This window comes from Aquimarina sp. (genome assembly GCF_977115655.1).
On record NZ_CDSBKO010000053.1, the window covers coordinates 23,612 to 43,518 of the forward strand.

A 19,907-nucleotide genomic window follows, 5' to 3' on the forward strand; every position below is an offset into this window, starting at 1 on the left:
AAAAGGCTTTCTTAATTAGGAAAATTTTATGAAAAAAAAGATGCAACACTTCTATATTTGTACCTTTTAATTTAGTTTTAATGCATTTTTTAGTATACTGTTTTGTGTATCCTATACTATGGATAATATCAAAGTTTCCCTTTCGTATATTGTATATTTTCTCTTCTGGAATTTATATCCTTTTATACTATATAATACGATATAGAAAAAAAGTAGTTACCAAAAACCTGATTTTAGTTTTTCCTGAAAAATCTACTAAAGAGATCATCCAAATTCGGAAAAAATTTTACAAACATCTGTGTGATATGTTTATGGAAATGATCAAAAGTCTGTCTATTTCAAAAAAAGAAATGATGAAAAGATTTACCATAATCGAACCACAAACGTTTAAAGAACTACAATCCAAAAACAAAAGTATAATAGTACTTATGGGGCATTATGCCAGTTATGAATGGGCAATTGCAGCTCAGTTTGTATTAGATTTTCCTATTGTAGGAGTGTATAAAGAAATTAAAAACAAATATTTTGATCGGTTGGCCCATAAAATCAGAGGAAGATTTGACACAAGGTTAATCAAACACCGTAATGTTATTAAAGAAATTACCCGAGACAAAGTAAACGGTAAAATATGTGCCTATGGTTTACTATCTGATCAATCCCCTAAACTAAAAAATGCTTTGTACTGGACTAATTTTATGAATATTAAAGTACCTGTAATTACAGGAGGCGAAGTATTGGCACAAAGATTAGATCTGCCCGTTATGTATTTACAAGTTGAAAAAATAAAACGCGGATATTATCAAGCTAAATTTATAAAAATTACAGATACTCCAAAAAACTGTGAAGATCACTATATCTCCAGAAAATACCTGGGCTTACTAGAAGAACAAATTTATAATAAACCAGAGTATTACCTCTGGACCCACAGAAGATGGAAGCATCATAATGCAAAAAAACCCAAAGGAGCTATCATCGATTAAAAACAGATCTATAAAATTTTAGATTTTTTTAACTTTTAAAGGTTTGATTTAACAAAATACTTTTATTTTCGTATATCAAACCTTTAAAATCATGCAGTTCATCCTCTATAAATTAGTATATCCTATTTTATGGCTAATTTCAAAATTGCCCTGGAGGTTTTTTTATATATTTTCTACAGTAATTTTCTTTCTGGTCTACTATATAGTGAGATACCGAAGAAAAACAGTAACACAAAATCTTAAATTAGTTTTCCCCCACAAAAAACATACGGAAATCTATAAAATAAGAAGAAACTTCTATAAGCATATCTGTGATATGTTTTTGGAAATGATCAGATCCATTTCTATCTCCAACGAAGAAATGAAGCAACGTTTTAAAGTTCTTAACCTCGAAAAACTACACGAACTAGAAGCAAAAGGAGAAAATATAATTGTATTTATGGCCCATTATGCAAGCTATGAGTGGGCAAATGTAGTAGATATCCAAACAAATTTTCAGGCAGTTGGGATATATAAACAAATTGGAAATAAATATTTTGACCGGTTGGTACAACAAATACGTGCTCGGTTTGGTTCCAGAATAGTTACTACCAAAGAAGCTATGAAAGTTATTACAGAAGATCAATTAAACAATGGCTTGTATATGTATGCATTGGTTTCAGACCAGTCCCCAAAAATAAATAAAGCAACATATTGGACCGATTTTATGGGGATAAAAATACCCGCATTTTTAGGTGCCGAAGTTTTATCAAAACGTTTGGGATTAAATGCATATTATTTACAAGTCGAAAAAGTAAAAAGAGGATATTACGAAGCTAAACTTGTTACTCTTACCGAAGATCCCGAAAATTGTAAAGACTACTTCATTATTAAAAAATATATCCAATTATTAGAAAATCAAATACATAACAACCCAGAATATTATTTATGGTCCCATAAACGATGGAAACATCGTAATGCCCCAATTCCAGAAGATGCTACCATAGATTAAAAGCTATATTCATTTAATCCTATAAAATAAACGTACCTTTACCCGTTTTTAACTACTCCAGCTATGCAATTACTTATCTACAGACTTGTTTACCCTATTATTTTAGGAATCTCTATACTGCCCTGGCGAATATTTTATTTCTTTTCTACCTGTATCTACCTATTGGTATATTATATTTTAAGATATCGAAGAAAAACAGTTACCGAAAACCTAAAACTGGCTTTTCCTGAAAAATCTGACAAAGAAATTAAACACATACGAAAGCTGTTTTACAAACACATGTGCGATATGTTTCTTGAAATGACAAAATCCTTAACTATCTCCAGAGAAGAATTGATAAAACGATATAAAGTCGTTAATCTTGAAGAGTTTCATGAATGTGAAAGAAAAAATAAAAATATAATCACTCTAATGGGGCATTATGGAAGCTTTGAATGGTCTAATGCTGTAGATCTGGTATCTATAAACCCCTGTGTAGGAATCTATAAACCTATAGAAAACAAATATTTTGACCGCCTTGCGCACCGCATACGAGGACGGTTTAACTCCAGACTTATCGCAAGTAATAAAGTTGCCAGACAAATCATAAAAGATAAGCAAGATGGTACTATTTGCTCGTATGGCATGATCTCTGACCAATCCCCGCGCCTTATGAATGGTAAATACTGGACTGATTTTATGGGGACCAAGGTGCCAATTTTTTTAGGCGGAGAATTTTTAGCACAACGATTAGATCTTATTGTCCTGTATCTTCATGTAGAAAAAGTAAAAAGAGGGCATTATGAGGTACGGTTTATTCCTATTACAGAAAACAGCAATACCGAGGATAAATATTTTGTAATAAAAAAATACTTACAACTACTGGAAAGTCAAATACGAGAAAAACCACAATATTATTTATGGACTCATAAACGATGGAAACACAGAAATGCCACACCTCCTGAAGGGGCTGTAATAGATTGATAGATGTAAAAAACCTTTCCTAAAAACAAAAAAACTGTTTTTAAACAGCCATTAACAATCAAATCTATATTATTTAAGCATACTGAAAATTAACTATTTACATCATTAATTTAAAGATTTTTTAAAATACTCACGATTGATTTTTTTATAATTTTAAGAAACCAATTTAAATAAAAAATCATGAAAAATTATTTTAACAACACAAAACTATACCTGTTGATCATGGTATTATGTGCTACTTTATTTTCTTGTGAATCTGAAATGTCAGAAATCGAAGAGCAAGAGGATAAACAAAATGAGTTATTATTAGAAAAAAATGCCTCTGAGATAACGAATGTAATAACAGATGCAGAAAATCTATCTTTCCGATCCCCTAATGTTATTACCCTTAAAGGAAATAACAATCGATATGTAAGTAGTGAAAATGGAGCCAGCCCTATGACTTGTAATCGTACTGCAATAGGACCTTGGGAAAAATTTAGTTTATTTAGGTTAAGCAATGGTAAGGTAGCACTCCTAGGAAATAATGGCAGATATGTGAGCAGTGAAAACGGGGTTGGAGCAATAACCTGTAACAGAACAGCGATAGGTCCTTGGGAACAATTCATTTTGGTAAGTACAGGAGGCAACACCTATGCCCTGAAAGGAAACAATGGCAAGTACATAAGTAGTGAAAATGGAGCCAGCCCCATGACCTGTAATCGTACTGTAATAGGTCCTTGGGAAAAATTTACCATTCCGCAATTACCAACAGTAATTTACTTAAAAGGTAACAATGGTAAATATGTTAGCTCAGAAAACGGAAGTGGGCCAATGAACTGCAACAGAACAGCATTAGGTCCTTGGGAAAAATTTACCCTAATAAGCCTTAGCAGTGGTAAAGTAGCATTAAGAGGTAACAACAACCGATATGTAAGTAGCGAAAATGGAGCCAGTCCTATCACTTGCAATCGTACTGCAATAGGCCCTTGGGAAGAATTTGTTCTTGTTAATACAGGAGGTAGCACGTATGCATTAAGAGGAAATAATGGCCGATACGTAAGTAGTGAAAATGGAACCAGCCCTATGACCTGCAATCGTACTGCAATAGGTCCTTGGGAAAAATTTATTATTCCTGGCCTATAAAAAAAATTGAAAATTTACAGAAACCTCTTTTTGGAAATTCAAAAAGAGGTTTTTTTATGTTCGCAAATAAACAACAATAGTACGCTTCAAAAATAAGGTATCACATATAGTATACCTCCCTCTTCCCGTAGGTGGTAAACCCTGTCCCGGCACTATAAATACGCTTCCCGTAAGTAACAAACCCCGTCCCGGCACTATAAATACGCTTCCCGTAAGTGGTAAACCCTGTCCCGGCACTATAGATACGTTTCCCGTAAGTAACAAACCCCGTCCCGGCACTATAGATACCCTTCCCGTAAGTGGTAAACCCCGTCCCGGCACTATAAATACGCTTCCCGTAAGTAACAAACCCCGTCCCGGCACTATAGATACCCTTCCCGTAAGTGGTAAACCCCGTCCCGGCACTATAAATACGCTTCCCGTAAGTAACAAACCCCGTCCCGGGAGTATTTTTACGCTTCCCGGCAGCCGGGACGAGTGTACATGGGGCAAGGACGCGAATAAACATATCCGGAAACTATAAAAAAACCACCGGGAAACAATAAAACTGCGCCAAAATTATATACGGCATATACAGGAAAGCTTAAAAAAGAAACGGGATGCATAAAAAAGTTTTACACATCCCGTTTGTACCTATAAGCTCCTTTATATCCTATCGAACCTATAACTTAGGACAACCCTGCTATCTTTTTTAGGGTCGCAATAGTATCTTCTGCCAATTGATCTGCTTGTTGCTGACTTAAAGCTTCTGTATAAATACGAATAATGGGTTCTGTATTACTTTTACGTAAGTGTACCCAACAATCTTCAAAATCCACTTTTACACCATCTACAGTAGATACTTCTTCGGAAGCATATTTGTTATGAAAACCTTCTAAAATGGCATCTACATCCAAATCCGGGGTTAACTGGATTTTATTCTTGCTCATAAAATAAGATGGATAGCTGTTTCGTAAAGCACTTACTGTACATTGTTTTTCTGCCAAATGTGTTAAAAACAGGGCAACCCCTACCAAAGAGTCCCTTCCATAGTGGGATTCTGGATAAATAATGCCCCCATTACCTTCTCCTCCTATAACGGCATTGTTTGCTTTCATTACCTCTACCACATTAACTTCCCCCACTGCGCTGGCAAGATAGGTACCGTTATGTTTTTGGGTAACATCCCGTAATGCTCTGCTAGAAGATAAATTAGAAACCGTATTACCAGGTGTTTTACCTAATACAAAATCTGCACAAGCTACCAAGGTATACTCTTCGCCAAACATTTCTCCATCTTCGCTCATAAATGCAAGGCGGTCTACATCCGGATCTACAACAATTCCTAAATCTGCTTTTTCCTTAACCACTAATTCAGATAAATCTGTAAGGTGCTCTTTTAATGGTTCCGGATTGTGAGGAAAATGCCCGTTTGGCTCGCAGTATAATTCTACTACTTCTACCCCCATTTTTTTTAATAGTCCCGGAATTGCAATTCCTCCTGTAGAATTAACGGCATCTACCACCACTTTAAAACTTGATTTTTTTACCAATTCAGCATTTACCAAAGGCAGGTTGAGAACCTCTTCTATATGTTTATCGATATATGTATCATTAACGGTAATGCTTCCTAAATCATCTACTTCTGCAAAAACATAACTATCATTTTCTGCTATATCCAGAATCTTTTTTCCGTTTTCTGCATTTAAAAACTCCCCTTTGTTATTTAATAACTTAAGAGCATTCCATTGTTTTGGATTATGACTTGCTGTTAATATTATTCCACCATCTGCTTTTTCTAAGGGTACGGCTATCTCTACCGTAGGAGTTGTAGACAAGCCCAAATCTATTACATGTATCCCTAATCCTACCAAACCATTCATTACCAGTTGCTGGATCATAGATCCGGATATACGTGCATCCCTTCCTACCACTACGGTTGGGTGTTCTTTGTTTGTTTCCTTTTTTAACCAACTACCATAAGCAGATGCAAATTTTACTGCATCTACAGGTGTAAGGTTATCCCCTACTGTTCCTCCTATCGTTCCTCTAATCCCCGAAATTGATTTTATTAATGTCATGTATTATTGTTTTGATTGTATGATATAGATACAAATGTACAAGGTCTTGCAGAGTACCACAACTTTACGATTAAAGTTTACAAAAAAACAATGATAATTTTTCAAGAATAAAGGATTCACAAAAGCAGAAATCTATCGCAGACAGCATTTATAGTGTATTACAATTGATTTTCAACCTTTTCTATGCACCCTCTGTCTGCCATTGTTATATATAAAGCAGTATAATCATTACTAAAGGTTATATTGGTAGGTTTACTCCCCTTCAGTTCTATTTCTTTTAAAAATTCACCTTCCGGAGACAATATCACAACCGTACCTTTATCAAACCTGCATATATACAGATTGCCTTTATTATCACATCGCATACCATCTAATCCAAAATCTTTAAAAGAATAGAACATTTTTTTATTTGCTATACTACCGTTATCCAGAATATCGTATACCCATATTTTTTGTTGAACAGATTCATTAACATACAACTTTTTTCCATCGGGGCTTACTTCTATCCCATTGGTTGTCCCCATATCACTTTCTAGTCTCTCGAACCCTTTGTTTTTGGTTATTTTCCAAATATTACCTGTTCCTTTTTTCCAATTTGGATCGCTGGCATATATAATTCCTGATGGGGAAACAGCAATATCATTGGGTTGGTTTGCATCTGGGTGGTGCGCAAAAACCGAAATTTTTCGGGTATGCATATCCACCACCAAAATATTGTGGTTGGTATAATCTGCAATATACATTTCGCCTTGTTTTCCAAACCTGATCCCGTTTCCAATACTTCCGTTTGGCAGCTCTAAAAATAAGGATAGCTCTCCTTGTGGAGTAATTTTACCTACCGTTCCTTCTTTTTGATAATTAACCGCATAGATATTACCCTTAGAATCTGTTGCTGGTCCTTCAATACCACTGGTAAATGTATCAGGGCTTGTAAAATCTATACTTGTTATTTCTTTTTTGCAAGATGCAAACAAAACAAGAATAATAAAAGAAAGAAAAAAAACAGTACATCTCATCGTCTAAGTTTTTGGGTGTATCCTCAAAACTAAATGATTTTAATCGTTCCCCTTACGTTTTTCTACAAGTGATACCTTTAATCCCACAAACGACTATAATTAATCGATATTACTATTGAAAAAATCGTATTTTAACCCAATGAATTTTTTAGCCCATATTTATCTCTCTGGGGAGAATCCAGAACTTACTATAGGAAATTTTATTGCCGATTCTGTTAAAGGCAAAGCATATCTGCAATACCCAAATGAAGTGCAAAAGGGAATTACTTTGCATCGTAAAATCGACTCTTATACAGATAGCCATCCTATTGTAAAAAAAAGTGTATCCCGATTGTTTCCCAAGTATGGTCATTACAGTACTGTTATTGTAGACATCCTGTATGACCATTTTTTGGCTGCTAACTGGAAAGAGTATTCAGACACTCCTTTAGAAGAGTACATTTCCGGGTTCTACACACTACTACAGGAGTATTATGAGATTTTGCCTAAAAAAATTCAGAATTTTATGCCCTACATGATTAAAGATAACTGGCTTTTAAGTTATGCATCTATACAAGGTATTGGTACCATTTTATACCAAATGAACCAAAGAACAAAAAACAGATCTAAAATGAATTTTGCGGTTATAGAACTCGAAGAGTATTATACGGATTTTGGCAAAGAGTTTCAATCTTTTTTTGAAGAACTGGAACTATATGTAAAAAATGAACTAAGATTACTATGAAAAGTACATAACAGGCATTTAATTAAGTACCATAACGCAATAACATTGAAAAAAAAACACTATGCATGTTTCTGTATATATTGTTTTTCGAGGCAAACCTCAGGAAAGCAATCCCCCTCAATAAGGGATTAAAAACGAACAATCAATCGCTTATAAAACTTTAAACAGATGAAGATAAATTTTATATACTCTTTATGTTACGTACTTTTAGTAACGTTTAGCTTTTCTTGTAAAACCAATACCAAACCAGAATTGAAAACAGAAACTACTCCTGTTACTGGTCTTATTACTCAAAAAGCAATGGTAGTTTCTGCCAGAGAAGAAGCTTCAAAAATTGGGGCAGACATTCTTAAAAAAGGAGGTAATGCCTTTGATGCTATGGTTGGTACAGAAATGGCACTTGCGGTAACATATCCATTTGCAGGAAGTCTGGGAGGTGGCGGTTTTATGGTATACAGAAAAGCAAATGGAGATGTGGGAGCCATAGATTTTAGAGAAAAAGCCCCGTTGGCAGCAACCAAAGATATGTATCTGGATGAAAACGGAAATCCAATACCCAAAAAAAGTCAGCTAGGTGCTATGGCAATTGGCGTACCAGGTACTATTGCAGGAATCTTTGCTGTACACGAAAAATTGGGTTCTCTGCCTATCGAAGATATTTTAAATCCTGTGGTTGCATTAGCCAATAAAGGTTTTGTTATTACGGAAAAGCAAAAAAAACGATTTGACGAATACAAGGAGTTGTTTATGGAAGTCAATCAAGACACTATTCTTTTTGCAAAAAATTATAAAGCAGGAGACACTATAAAAAACAAACAACTGGCAGAAACCCTGAAACGCATTATTAAAAATGGGGCTTCTGAGTTTTATACGGGAGAGACAGGGGAAAAAATAGTGGAACGAATACAATCCAAAGGAGGAATAATGACCATGGAAGACCTGTCCAAATATGAAGTAAAATGGCGTGATCCTGTACGTTTTGAATATAAAGGGCTGTCTGTTATATCGATGTCCCCCCCATCTAGTGGCGGTATATGTCTTGCCCAAATTATGAAAATGATAGAACCATACAACTTAAAACAGTATGGGCATAACTCTCTTAAAGCTATCCAGGTTATTACAGAGGCAGAAAGAAGAGCTTATGCAGACCGTAGCTTTTATTTGGGGGATCCCGACTTTGTAAATATTCCTGTAGACACTTTAATTAGTAAAGAATATCTTACCTATAGAATGAGGGATTTTAGTTTTGATAAAGCTACTTTGTCCTCAGATATTAATTGCGGAATAATTTCTGGTTACGAAAGCGACGAGACTACCCACTACTCTATTGTAGATTCCTTTGGCAATGCTATTTCTGCAACTATAACCCTTAACGGCGCCTATGGCTCTAAGTTATATGTTCCCGAAATTGGTACCTTTCTTAATAATGAAATGGATGATTTTAGTGCAAAACCCGGTACTCCTAATATGTTTGGGCTAATTGGTGCAGAAGCCAATGCCATTGCTCCGGAAAAAAGAATGTTAAGTTCTATGACCCCTACCATTGTTGAAAAGGATGGAAAACTATGGATGTCTGTAGGTACTCCGGGCGGGTCTACTATTATAACCTCTGTATTGCAAACCATACTGAATGTAAAAGAATTTGACATGACTATGCAGGATGCGGTTAATGCACCCCGTTTTCATCACCAGTGGTTACCAGATGTGGTAATGTTCGAACCAGAGTCATTTAGTAGTAGCTTGATGGATAACTTAAAACAAAAAGGATATAAAATCAACCAGAAAGAATCTGAAATTATAGGAAAAGTAGATGGTATTCTTGTATTACCCGACGGCAGACTAGAGGGTGGTGCCGATAAAAGAGGAGATGATACGGCAGTTGGTTTTTAACCCGGATTATAATATGGTATAGCTAAATTAATATGAAATGGGATAAAAGATTTATAAAGGAAAAAATCGAAGTTCAAGGCAAAAAACCCGAAAAGTGTAACCTTTCGGGTTTTAAAATTATCTTAAAACGCATCCTTTATTTAAGGAATCGCTGTTCCTTTTATTCTCCCATAGCCTCGGCTACAGAAGCAGAAATGCGTTTGTATGTTCCATTTTCCAGAAGCTCTCGTATAGCAGAAAATGCATTTAAAGTTTCTTCTATATCCTGCATTGTATGTGATGCAGTAGGGATTAACCTTAACAATATTAATCCTTTGGGTATTACAGGATATACAACAATAGAGCAAAACACCCCGTGATTTTCTCTTAAGTCTTTAACCAAAGCCATAGCTTCGGGTATACTACCTTTTAAGTACACTGGCGTTACACAACTTTGCGTAGTACCCAGATCAAACCCTCGTTCTCTTAAGCCATTTTGTAATGCATTAACATTCTCCCATAACTTCGCTTTTAACTCTGGCATTGTCCTAAGCATATCCAAACGCTTAAGTGCTCCTACTACCAATTGCATCTGAAGCGATTTTGCAAACATTTGTGATCGTAGGTTGTACTTTAAATAATCAATGATTTCTTGATCCGCAGCTATAAATGCTCCTGTACTTGCCATAGATTTAGCAAAAGTAGCAAAATATACATCTATTTGGTTTTGAATACCTTGTTCTTCTCCTGTTCCTGCTCCGGTAGCTCCAAGTGTTCCAAACCCATGTGCATCATCAACAAATAACCTAAAATTATATTTTTGTTTTAAAGCTACTATTTCTTTTAATTTTCCTTGTTCACCACGCATACCAAAGACACCTTCAGATATCAACAAGATCCCGCCTCCTGTTTTTTCTGCCATTTTTGTAGCCCTCATCAGGTTTTTATCGATACTATCCATATCGTTGTGGCGATAGGTATAACGTTGTCCCTGATGTAATCTAACACCATCGATTATACATGCATGCGCATCAACATCATAAACAATAATATCATCCTTGTTTACCAACGCGTCTATAGTAGAAACCATGCCCTGGTAACCAAAATTCAATAAATATGCAGCCTCTTTATCGACAAACTGTGCCAGTTCATCTTGAAGTTGTTCATGCAAATCTGTATGACCACTCATCATTCTAGCTCCCATAGGGTATGCCGAGCCGTAAGCTGCTGCTGCTTCTGCATCTACCTTACGAACTTCTTTCATGTTTGCTAATCCCAAATAGTCATTGATACTCCAGGTAATAACTTCTCTCCCTTGAAACCGCATTCTATTTGATATAGGCCCTTCTAACTTAGGAAAAACAAAATACCCCTCTGCTTGATCCGCCCATTTTCCTAATGGCCCTTTATCTTTATAAATTTTATCAAATAAATCTCTCATTTATCAAAAAATTGTTTCTTATAAGTGTGCGAAAATACGGAAAATTGATTTGATGGCATAATTATATTCAAATTCACTTTTAGAAAGTGTTATTTTATTGAAAAAATTATTTGTGTGCAGCTATAAGAAGATATTTATAATAGCAAATTAAGCTTACAAAGTCTGAAAAAAGTTATATTTTGTTTTTGTATAAGTGGATCATGATATCATTTTAACTTTAACATGGATAAAACGGATTTAAAACAACTTTAATAGCCAAAAAAATATGCTGGAATTTTTGTTCATTCTTCCTCATTCTTTTTTATTGTAAAAACACAGGGCCGAAGCTATTATTGTTGCAAAAAAAAACATCCCGAAATATTCGGGACGTTTTTTGTAAAGTTTTAATTTTTATCTCGGCTTTTATTTTATAAACTGAATTTTAGTAGCATCTACTTCATTCTTACTATCAAAAAAGCCTTGTTCGGTCATCCAGTCATCACTAAATACTTTGCTCATATATCTTGATCCGTGGTCAGGAAGAATAACAATAACATTACTATTTTCGTCAAACTCTCCTTGTTCTGCCAATTGTTTTATTCCTTGTAAAGCAGCGCCACTGGTATATCCTAAGAACAAGCCTTCTTTTTTTGCCAGTTCTCTTGCTGTATGGGCACTATCTTCATCACTTACTTTTTCAAATTTATCTATAACATCAAAGTCTGTTGCGGTAGGTATTAGATTTTTACCTAAGCCTTCGATCCTGTATGGGTATATTTCTTTTTCATCAAATTCTCTGGATTCGTGGTATTTTTTTAAAACAGATCCATAAGCATCAATTCCCAAAACACGTATTTCAGAATTTTGTTCTTTCAAAAACCGGGCAGTACCAGATATAGTACCTCCTGTTCCACAACAAGCTATAAAATGGGTAAGTTTACCGTTTGTTTGTTTCCATATTTCTGGTCCTGTAGAATTATAATGAGCATCAATATTTAATTCATTAAAATATTGGTTTATATAAACCGAACCTTTTATTTCTTCATGAAGTCTTTTTGCTACCTGGTAATAGGATCTTGGGTCATCTGCGCTTACATGAGCTGGGCAAACGTACACTTTGGCCCCCATATTTTTTAGCATTGCTATTTTATCTTTAGAAGATTTTGAGCTTACTGCCAGAATACAATCATACCCTTTTATAACACTAACCATAGCTAAGCTAAAGCCTGTATTACCGCTAGTTGTTTCTATAATAGTATCTCCTGGTTTAAGAACCCCTTTTTTTTCGGCTTCTTCTATAATATAAAGTGCTATCCTGTCTTTGGTAGAGTGTCCCGGATTAAAAGATTCTACTTTTGCGTAGTAATTTCCCGGAAAGTCTTTCATAATCCTGTTTAATTTTATAAGCGGTGTATCGCCAATAAGCTCTAAAACATTATTATAAGCCTTAATATCTTCTCTCATATAATTGTTGTTTTAACGAGTACGCAGATAAATTCTAGGGAATCGCACATACTGTTATAAAAACGGTACGAAGTTACACTATTTTTTTTAATTATTCTCTTATACTTTCTAAATCTAATAAAAAGGCATATTCTTCGGCTACTTCTTTAAGCGCTTCAAATCTACCCGAAGCTCCTCCATGACCTGCTTCCATATTGGTATGCAATAATAATAAATTGGTATCTGTTTTTAGATCCCTTAGTTTTGCCACCCATTTTGCCGGCTCCCAATATTGTACTTGAGAATCATGCAAACCAGTAGTTATAAGCATATTTGGATAATCCTGAGCTATGACATTATCGTAAGGAGAATAAGATTTCATGTAGGTATAATATTTCTCTTCGTTTGGGTTGCCCCATTCGTCATACTCTCCGGTTGTTAGGGGGATACTATCATCAAGCATTGTTGTTACAACATCTACAAATGGTACTGCTGCTACTACCCCGTTATACAATCGGGGTGCCATGTTTACTATCGCTCCCATTAACAGCCCTCCTGCAGATCCTCCCATTGCATATAAATGCTTAGGGGAAGTATATTTTTGATCTATAAGAAATCTGGAACATGCTATAAAGTCTGTAAATGTATTTTTTTTCTTCAGGAGTTTTCCATCTTCATACCAGGATCGTCCCAGGTATTCGCTTCCACGAATGTGTGCTATAGCAAAAATAAACCCTCTGTCCAACAAGCTTAATCTGGTGGTAGAAAAATACGGATCAATAGTTGAACCATAAGATCCATACCCATATTGCAACAAGGGATTGTTGCCGTCTTTTTTTATTCCTTTTTTATATACCAGTGACATAGGGATCTTGGTTCCGTCATCTGCTGTCGCCCATATTCTTTCGGATACATAATTATTTTTATCATATTTTCCTCCAAGGACTTCCTGCTCTTTTTTTATTTCTTTTTCCTTGGTTTCCATATCAAAATCGATAACAGAATTAGGAGTGGTAAGCGAATTATATGAATATCTGAGGCTTTTGGTATCAAAATCGGGATTAGTACTTACATAAGCTGTATAGGTTTCATTATCAAAAGGAAGATAATAATCTGCGGTTCCGTCCCATTTTTTAATATTAATTTTGTTTAATCCATTATCCCGCTCACTAACTACCAAATAATCTTTAAAGATTTCTATATCTTCCAACAAAACATTTTTTCTATGTGGGATCAAATCTTTCCAATTTTCTTTGGCGGTATTATCCTCAGAAACCTTCATTAGTTTAAAATTGGTAGCTTCGTCTGCATTGGTCAATACATAAAAATGATCTTTGTAATGCGAAATCCCATATTCTAACCCTCGGATTCTTGGTTGAAAAACTTTAAACTCTCCTGTTGGGTTATCTGCTCTTAAAATTCTATATTCTGAGGTTAATGTACTACCAGAACCAATTACAAGGTATTTTTTAGACTTGGTTTTATACACAAAGGTATTAAAGGTATCGTCGGTTTCATCATAAACTTCTACATCTTCAGAAACGGAAGTTCCCAAAACATGTCTGTAAATCTTGTTAGAACGTAGCGTTTCTTCATCTTTTTTGGTATAAAACAAAGTTTTACTATCTGCAGCCCAAGTACTTCCTCCTGTGGTTGTTTCTATAACTTCCGGATATATTTCGCCCGTTTCTATGTTTTTTATTTGTATGGTATAATTACGACGGCTAACTGTATCTACCCCAAATGCTGCTAGTTTGTTATCCGGACTAATATTAAGTCCTGCCAATCTGTAATAGCTATGTCCTTCTGCTTCTTTATTACAATCAAAAAGAATTTCTTCTTCTGCTTCCAGAGTTTCTTTTTTCCTAGAATAAACAGGATAGTCTTTTCCTTTTTCAAATCTGGTTAAATACCAATATCCATTTAGTTTATATGGTACCGAAGAGTCGTCCTCTTTAATACGGCTTTTCATTTCTTCAAAAAGGGACTTTTGAAATTGCTTTGTATGAGCCGTCATTTTTTCATTATAATCATTCTCTCTCTCTAAATAGTCTATTACCTCGGGGTTTTCACGTTCATTTAACCAAAAATAATTGTCTACACGAATATCATCATGTTTTTCTAAATTTATAGGTTTTTTATCTGCAACAGGAGGTTGGATTTTGGTTTCCAAAGTATTCATTGTATTTTTTTTGCATGAAGTTGCAAAAATAAGGGATAATAAGAATATAATATGTGAGGTTTTCATAATAATCTTTCTAGTTTATTAACACCCAAAATACTAATTTTGTATTAATAAATTTTAAAAAAAAAATATGTTTGGAGATATGATGGGAATGATGAGCAAATTAAAAGAGGCTCAACAAAAGGTAGAAGAAACTAAAAAAAGGTTAAACACTGTTTTGATAGATGAAGATAGTAAGGATGGTTTGCTCAAAATTACACTTACTGCTAATCGAGAAATAAAGAATATCGATATTGCCGATTCGCTGCTCGAAGACAAAGAACAATTAGAAGATTATCTAATTTTGACCTTAAACAAGGCTATTTCTAAAGCTTCAAAAATTAACGAAACCGAATTAGCTGCTGTTGCAAAAGAAGGGATGCCAAATATCCCCGGGTTAGACAAGTTTATGTAATTTTTTTATACATATCTTGTCTGTATTTGCTAAGTAATAAAAAAACATAGAGATAAGTAGATAAACATTATTAATCATAGTAGTTTTTTTCTGCTTGCTGCTTATAGTTTTTCAATAAAAAACACTTGTCAGACATGATATTCAGTTACAATACATTTTTCTTTTTCCTTTTAATTGTATAATTTTAACGAAAGCTAAAAAATTAACTAAAAAATCTGACACTATGTTTGAACTCAAAAATAAAGAAGGGTCTGGCTATCATTTTACTTTAAAGGCTAAAAACGGGCAAGTTATTTTAAGCAGCGAGGTTTACAATAGTAAGTCTGCTGCAGAAAACGGAATCGCTTCAGTAAAGAAAAATGCACCTGAAGATGGTAAATATGAGCGTAAAACTGCTAAAAACGGTAAATTTTATTTTAACCTAAAAGCTGGTAATGGTCAAGTAATAGGTAGCAGTCAAATGTATGCTTCTGAATCGGGAATGGAAAATGGCATAAATTCTGTAAAAGAAAATGCTCCTGATTCTGACACCAAAGAAATTTAATTTTTTTTAAAGTGTTATATATATAGTAAAACGAGGGTGAATTATAAGCTAAAAAGCGAATAATTCAACCTCATTTTTTATTTTAAAGCATAGTCAATATTTCCAAAAAATATTTATGCATTTCTTCTGTATAATCTAAATGGGTTACAAATCTTAATTTGCCTTGTCCCATTCCATAAAAATGAACGTTTTTTTCTGCCATTTTAGCTATAAAATCCTGTTCGTTTCCATCTATGCTAAATATTATAATGTTAGTCTCTATAGGTTCTACACATTTTACAAAAGGTAATTTTGCTACAACGGCTCCTATTTCTCTGGCTCTTTTATGATCTTGGGCCAATCTGTCTATATTATTTTCTACAGCATATAAACCTGCTGCTGCCATATAACCAATCTGGCGCATCCCTCCGCCCAAAACTTTTCTAACCCGAATAGCTTTTTCCATGATTTTTGCATTACCAATCAAAACTGACCCCACAGGTGCCCCCAACCCTTTGCTTAAACATACCGAGATAGTATCAAAAATTGCCCCATATTCTGTAGCGGTCTCTCCTTTTGCAACCAGAGCATTCCAAAGTCGTGCTCCATCCAGATGGTATCCTAAACCGTGACGATCACAAACTTGTTTTATTTTTTTAATTTCTGTAAGTTCATAACATGCCCCTCCCCCTTTGTTTGTTGTATTTTCTATACTTACCAAACTTGTTAATGGACTGTGATAAAAATCAGGGGGGTTAACAGCTTCTTCAACTTGTGCTGCGGTAATCATACCCCTATTGCCATCCAGCAACTTACAGGATACGCCACTATTAAAAGAAACCCCTCCTCCTTCATAATTATATATATGAGCGTATTTATCTGCAATCAACTGCTCTCCAGGCTGCGTATGTAACTTAATTGCTGCTTGGTTTGCCATACTCCCTGATGGAAAAAACAACGCTTTTTCCATACCAAACATAGTAGCAATTTTTTCTTCCAGCTTGTTCACACTAGGGTCTTCTTTGTAGACATCGTCTCCTACTTCAGCACTCATCATGGCATTAAGCATTGCCGATGTAGGTTTTGTTACCGTATCGCTCCTAAGGTCTATTTTCATTTTTTACAATACTAATATGATTTATATTTGACTCACTCAACCAATAAAAATAATGCTATTTTTACGAATAGCAACAGCATTGCTCTTAAATAAATGTTTCTTCAAAAAGAATATCATGTACAGGTTTTTTTTATATTGTTTTTTACTACAATTTCTTTTTACCCCGGCTTTATTAACAGCACAAAATAATTTTGAATCATTAGAAAAAAGAAACTACAAAGAGCTTAATGATCTTTATAATCAATATTCTGATACGGATAGTATAGTGGCAAAAAAAATTGCTCATTTTTACCTAAAAAGGTCTAAAGAAAACAAAGATACTCTGCATATTATAAAGGGATATCTTTTATGTTCATATCAAATAAAAACTAATGAGAAAATAAAATATTTGGATAGCGCCATTACAATTGCCAAGAATTACCAAAACACAAATCACCTTGCTTATGCATATTTTGACAAAGCAGAATACTTTTTGTATCAAGAAAGAAATATCCAAAAAACTTTAAATAATTTAATTGACGCGCATAGCTCTGCAAAAGCCAATAATAATGAAGATTTATTATATAAGATTAGTTATTTGATGGGGATTGTAAAAAGTGAGCATTTGGATGAGAAAGAAGATGCTATTTTGATTTATAAAAAATGTGCCGAATTCTATAATACTAAAGATGACTACATCAATAAATTCAGTTATTTATACTCTTTGCATGCTATTGCTGAAACTTATATAGATATTAAAAAAAATGACTCCACAACCTACTATAATAAAATTGGATATCATAAATCACAACAATACACAGATAAAGATTTACACTCTATGAAAACCTATTTTACTCTTTGTGAAGGTATCAATCAATATGCTAAAAAAAAATACACTATAGCAATAGATAGCATTAATACAGCATTACCAAATATTTTAGAGTTCGGGGATAAATCGAATACGATTGATTGTTATTTTTATTTAGGAAAGTCTTATAATGACCTGGGGAATAAAGAAAAAGGGATTGTTTATTTTAAAAAAACGGATTCTATTTTAGAGACCCTACACTCGGTCCCTCAATACAAACATATCAAAATATATGAATACATAAAAGATTACTATAAGGGTAAAGGTGACTTACAAAATCAAAACAAGTACTTAAATAAACTAAATGGGGTTCTTAATAATTATCTGAAAGATCAGTTTCTTATAAACAAAAAAATAAAAGACGAGTATGATATCCCTCTTTTACTTGAAGAACAACAAGTCTTGATAAAGAAACTCAATAAAAACACTGGAACTTATATCGCTAGCATACTACTATTAGTTGCAGCGTTAATCTCTCTTATAACGATATTGTTTTATCAGCATAAAAAAAAACGGTTGTACAGGCTACGTTTCGAGAAATTAATGTCAAAATACGAATCTGTTTCTAAAATAAGTACTACACAAAAAGAAGAAATTATTATCCCTGCCCCTACCGACAAAACAATAAATGTACCCGAAAAACACATTAGATATATCATAGATCAATTAGAAGAGTTTGAAAAGAATCAAAAATATCTTGATCCTAATATAAGTGCCCAATCCTTAGCAGATGATATAAAAACCAATGTTAAGTATTTATCCTTGGTCATAAATCACTATAAAAACAAACCTTTTATTTCTTATTTAAACGAATTACGTGTAACGTATGCTATAAAAGAATTAAAAGAAAATATTACTCTTCGTAAATTTACAATAAAAGCTATTGCTAATGAGACAGGATATAACAGCGCAGAAACATTTTCTAATGCTTTTTACAAACAAATAGGGATCAAACCTTCTTATTATATTAAACAACTTGAAAAAGAAAGCTATTAAAGTAATGCTCAAAGCAAGCCAATAAAACATTTAACAGAAGAACGTTTATTTTTAGCTTGATTAAATATTTTAGATTTTCAAGCTTTTTTCTTAATCACCGATGCAAGCATTAGAGAGTTTTATCGGTTTTAAAAAAACTGCCTCTGATTTGCAAAAAAAAATAACAACTCGAAATTCTAGAATTTCGAGTAACCGGATTTGTTTTTCAAATATCAAAACAACCACTTTTGTTATCTTGCTTTACATTTTTAAAATTATATAAATGAAAAAGCAATCAATTACACTTAAAAAATTGGCCTTAAAAAAAATTGAAATTTCTAAACTAAACCTAAAAATGATCACAGGAGGAAGTTTACTTGGTACTGCCAGTGGTAATATAAAAACCTGCAATGGTGCCTGTAATGTAACGAATGGTACAACAAGTATTCCTAGAGATGTATAATCATTTATCTCTTAAAACATTTTGTTTTTTATAAATAAAAAAAGTGGGAACTGTTTAAACATAAACATTCCCACTTTTTATATAAGCCTCAAAAAGAGGCAGAAAATTACTTTTCTTAAAATGGTTTACAACAAATCATTATTGCATTACACACTGAATATCAGCGCATTCTGGCAGGCTACTTCCTGCGCAACATCTGTTATACAGTAGTAATGAAACAAAACCTAATCCCCCATGGATGCTTTTTTGTTGATTTTTGTTTATAGTATGAACTCCCTCTATTTTTAAAATTGAATTTTTCATTATACAATAAATTTAAAATGATTTTACCTCAAATAGTTAAAGTCAAATGAGATTTATGACTATCGTTGCAACAATATTTTAATATATTTTTTTTATCCGTATTCGATAAATTTTATTCTCTTAAAATCACATACAAACAAACTCCTTCTATTTTAAACACATGTTTATTTTTTTAACTGTATTTCGAATTATTTAATGCTTCTTGTTTAGTACCAAAATGCTTTGATATCAACAAATATAGGTAGAGTTAGAAGTGTAATGCAAAAATTGGTAACGGACATTCCAGAATTTCGAGTGTTTTTCCAGAATTTCGATTTTGTTTTTAAACCCGGATTATACAATAGAACTTCGTGATGAAACTTTGAGATACCATAAATACAATGATTTTCTTAGTTTTATACCATTTTAACTTTGAAATAGCACTAATAAATTATTTCTTTTTCATCTAT

18 protein-coding genes are annotated in these 19,907 nt (G+C 33.6%); 10 read left to right on the forward strand and 8 right to left on the reverse strand.

The genetic code is table 11. The features are described 5' to 3' along the window. The first annotated feature begins 80 nt into the window (after nucleotides 1-80). From ACZIYX_RS18495 to ACZIYX_RS18510, 4 genes are all read left to right on the forward strand, one after another. The gene (locus tag ACZIYX_RS18495; RefSeq protein WP_462683744.1) at nucleotides 81-980 is read left to right on the forward strand and encodes a lysophospholipid acyltransferase family protein; all 900 of its coding nucleotides are present in this window, start codon (nucleotides 81-83) and stop codon (nucleotides 978-980) included. Between the two features lie 91 nt (nucleotides 981-1,071). Next, the gene (locus tag ACZIYX_RS18500) at nucleotides 1,072-1,971 is read left to right on the forward strand and encodes a lysophospholipid acyltransferase family protein (protein ID WP_462683745.1); all 900 of its coding nucleotides are present in this window, start codon (nucleotides 1,072-1,074) and stop codon (nucleotides 1,969-1,971) included. 63 nt (nucleotides 1,972-2,034) lie between these two features. Continuing rightward, entirely contained in the window at nucleotides 2,035-2,934 is a 900-nt protein-coding gene (locus tag ACZIYX_RS18505) for a lysophospholipid acyltransferase family protein (RefSeq protein ID WP_462683746.1), read from the forward strand. 180 nt (nucleotides 2,935-3,114) lie between these two features. Then, on the forward strand, nucleotides 3,115-4,059 hold the full coding sequence (locus ACZIYX_RS18510; RefSeq protein ID WP_462683747.1) for a hypothetical protein: 945 nt from the start codon (nucleotides 3,115-3,117) through the stop codon (nucleotides 4,057-4,059). Between the two features lie 54 nt (nucleotides 4,060-4,113). Here the strand turns inward: ACZIYX_RS18510 and ACZIYX_RS18515 are convergent, their stop codons facing one another. The 3 genes from ACZIYX_RS18515 to ACZIYX_RS18525 form a co-directional block, all read right to left on the reverse strand. Then, nucleotides 4,114-4,491, reverse strand: a complete 378-nt coding sequence (locus ACZIYX_RS18515; RefSeq protein WP_462683748.1) for a hypothetical protein — start codon at nucleotides 4,489-4,491, stop codon at nucleotides 4,114-4,116. 236 nt (nucleotides 4,492-4,727) lie between these two features. Continuing rightward, nucleotides 4,728-6,119 carry a phosphoglucosamine mutase gene (gene glmM / locus ACZIYX_RS18520; protein WP_462683749.1) on the reverse strand — a complete coding sequence of 464 codons (1,392 nt, stop codon included), beginning with the start codon at nucleotides 6,117-6,119 and terminating at the stop codon, nucleotides 4,728-4,730. A 158-nt stretch (nucleotides 6,120-6,277) separates the two neighbouring features. After that, nucleotides 6,278-7,135 carry an SMP-30/gluconolactonase/LRE family protein gene (locus ACZIYX_RS18525; RefSeq protein WP_462683750.1) on the reverse strand — a complete coding sequence of 286 codons (858 nt, stop codon included), beginning with the start codon at nucleotides 7,133-7,135 and terminating at the stop codon, nucleotides 6,278-6,280. 139 nt (nucleotides 7,136-7,274) lie between these two features. Between ACZIYX_RS18525 and ACZIYX_RS18530 the strand changes: the two genes are divergently transcribed. Both ACZIYX_RS18530 and ggt read left to right on the forward strand, forming a co-directional pair. Beyond that, nucleotides 7,275-7,859 carry an acyl carrier protein phosphodiesterase gene (locus ACZIYX_RS18530; protein ID WP_462683751.1) on the forward strand — a complete coding sequence of 195 codons (585 nt, stop codon included), beginning with the start codon at nucleotides 7,275-7,277 and terminating at the stop codon, nucleotides 7,857-7,859. 168 nt (nucleotides 7,860-8,027) lie between these two features. After that, entirely contained in the window at nucleotides 8,028-9,749 is a 1,722-nt protein-coding gene (gene ggt, locus ACZIYX_RS18535; RefSeq protein WP_462683752.1) for a gamma-glutamyltransferase, read from the forward strand. A gap of 160 nt (nucleotides 9,750-9,909) precedes the next feature. Here the strand turns inward: ggt and ACZIYX_RS18540 are convergent, their stop codons facing one another. The 3 genes from ACZIYX_RS18540 to ACZIYX_RS18550 all read right to left on the reverse strand — a co-directional run bounded on the left by ACZIYX_RS18540 (nucleotide 9,910) and on the right by ACZIYX_RS18550 (nucleotide 14,839). Beyond that, entirely contained in the window at nucleotides 9,910-11,169 is a 1,260-nt protein-coding gene (locus ACZIYX_RS18540) for an aminotransferase class I/II-fold pyridoxal phosphate-dependent enzyme (protein ID WP_462683753.1), read from the reverse strand. Nucleotides 11,170-11,571: 402 nt separating this feature from the next. Continuing rightward, nucleotides 11,572-12,612: a PLP-dependent cysteine synthase family protein gene (locus ACZIYX_RS18545; protein WP_462683754.1), complete on the reverse strand. Its 1,041-nt coding sequence runs from the start codon at nucleotides 12,610-12,612 to the stop codon at nucleotides 11,572-11,574. Between the two features lie 91 nt (nucleotides 12,613-12,703). After that, nucleotides 12,704-14,839: a S9 family peptidase gene (locus ACZIYX_RS18550; RefSeq protein ID WP_462683755.1), complete on the reverse strand. Its 2,136-nt coding sequence runs from the start codon at nucleotides 14,837-14,839 to the stop codon at nucleotides 12,704-12,706. Between the two features lie 67 nt (nucleotides 14,840-14,906). Here ACZIYX_RS18550 and ACZIYX_RS18555 point away from each other — a divergent pair, with 67 nt between their 5' ends. Together ACZIYX_RS18555 and ACZIYX_RS18560 are read left to right on the forward strand one after the other, a co-directional pair. Next, nucleotides 14,907-15,230 carry a YbaB/EbfC family nucleoid-associated protein gene (locus ACZIYX_RS18555; protein ID WP_462683756.1) on the forward strand — a complete coding sequence of 108 codons (324 nt, stop codon included), beginning with the start codon at nucleotides 14,907-14,909 and terminating at the stop codon, nucleotides 15,228-15,230. A gap of 223 nt (nucleotides 15,231-15,453) precedes the next feature. Next, a complete protein-coding gene (locus tag ACZIYX_RS18560) occupies nucleotides 15,454-15,774 on the forward strand; it encodes a YegP family protein (protein WP_462683757.1) in 321 nt (106 codons plus the stop codon). A gap of 82 nt (nucleotides 15,775-15,856) precedes the next feature. On the opposite strand, the gene ACZIYX_RS18565 is transcribed toward ACZIYX_RS18560, so the two are convergent. Beyond that, nucleotides 15,857-16,870, reverse strand: a complete 1,014-nt coding sequence (locus tag ACZIYX_RS18565) for a threonine aldolase family protein (RefSeq protein ID WP_462683758.1) — start codon at nucleotides 16,868-16,870, stop codon at nucleotides 15,857-15,859. A gap of 115 nt (nucleotides 16,871-16,985) precedes the next feature. Between ACZIYX_RS18565 and ACZIYX_RS18570 the strand changes: the two genes are divergently transcribed. Both ACZIYX_RS18570 and ACZIYX_RS18575 read left to right on the forward strand, forming a co-directional pair. Next, nucleotides 16,986-18,713 carry a helix-turn-helix domain-containing protein gene (locus tag ACZIYX_RS18570; protein WP_462683759.1) on the forward strand — a complete coding sequence of 576 codons (1,728 nt, stop codon included), beginning with the start codon at nucleotides 16,986-16,988 and terminating at the stop codon, nucleotides 18,711-18,713. A gap of 262 nt (nucleotides 18,714-18,975) precedes the next feature. Continuing rightward, nucleotides 18,976-19,155 (forward strand): hypothetical protein, encoded by a 180-nt coding sequence (locus tag ACZIYX_RS18575; RefSeq protein WP_462683760.1) that lies wholly within the window; start codon nucleotides 18,976-18,978, stop codon nucleotides 19,153-19,155. Between the two features lie 138 nt (nucleotides 19,156-19,293). Here ACZIYX_RS18575 and ACZIYX_RS18580 read toward each other — a convergent pair whose 3' ends face one another. Beyond that, nucleotides 19,294-19,458, reverse strand: a complete 165-nt coding sequence (locus ACZIYX_RS18580) for a hypothetical protein (protein WP_462683761.1) — start codon at nucleotides 19,456-19,458, stop codon at nucleotides 19,294-19,296. Between the last annotated feature and the right edge of the window lie 449 nt (nucleotides 19,459-19,907).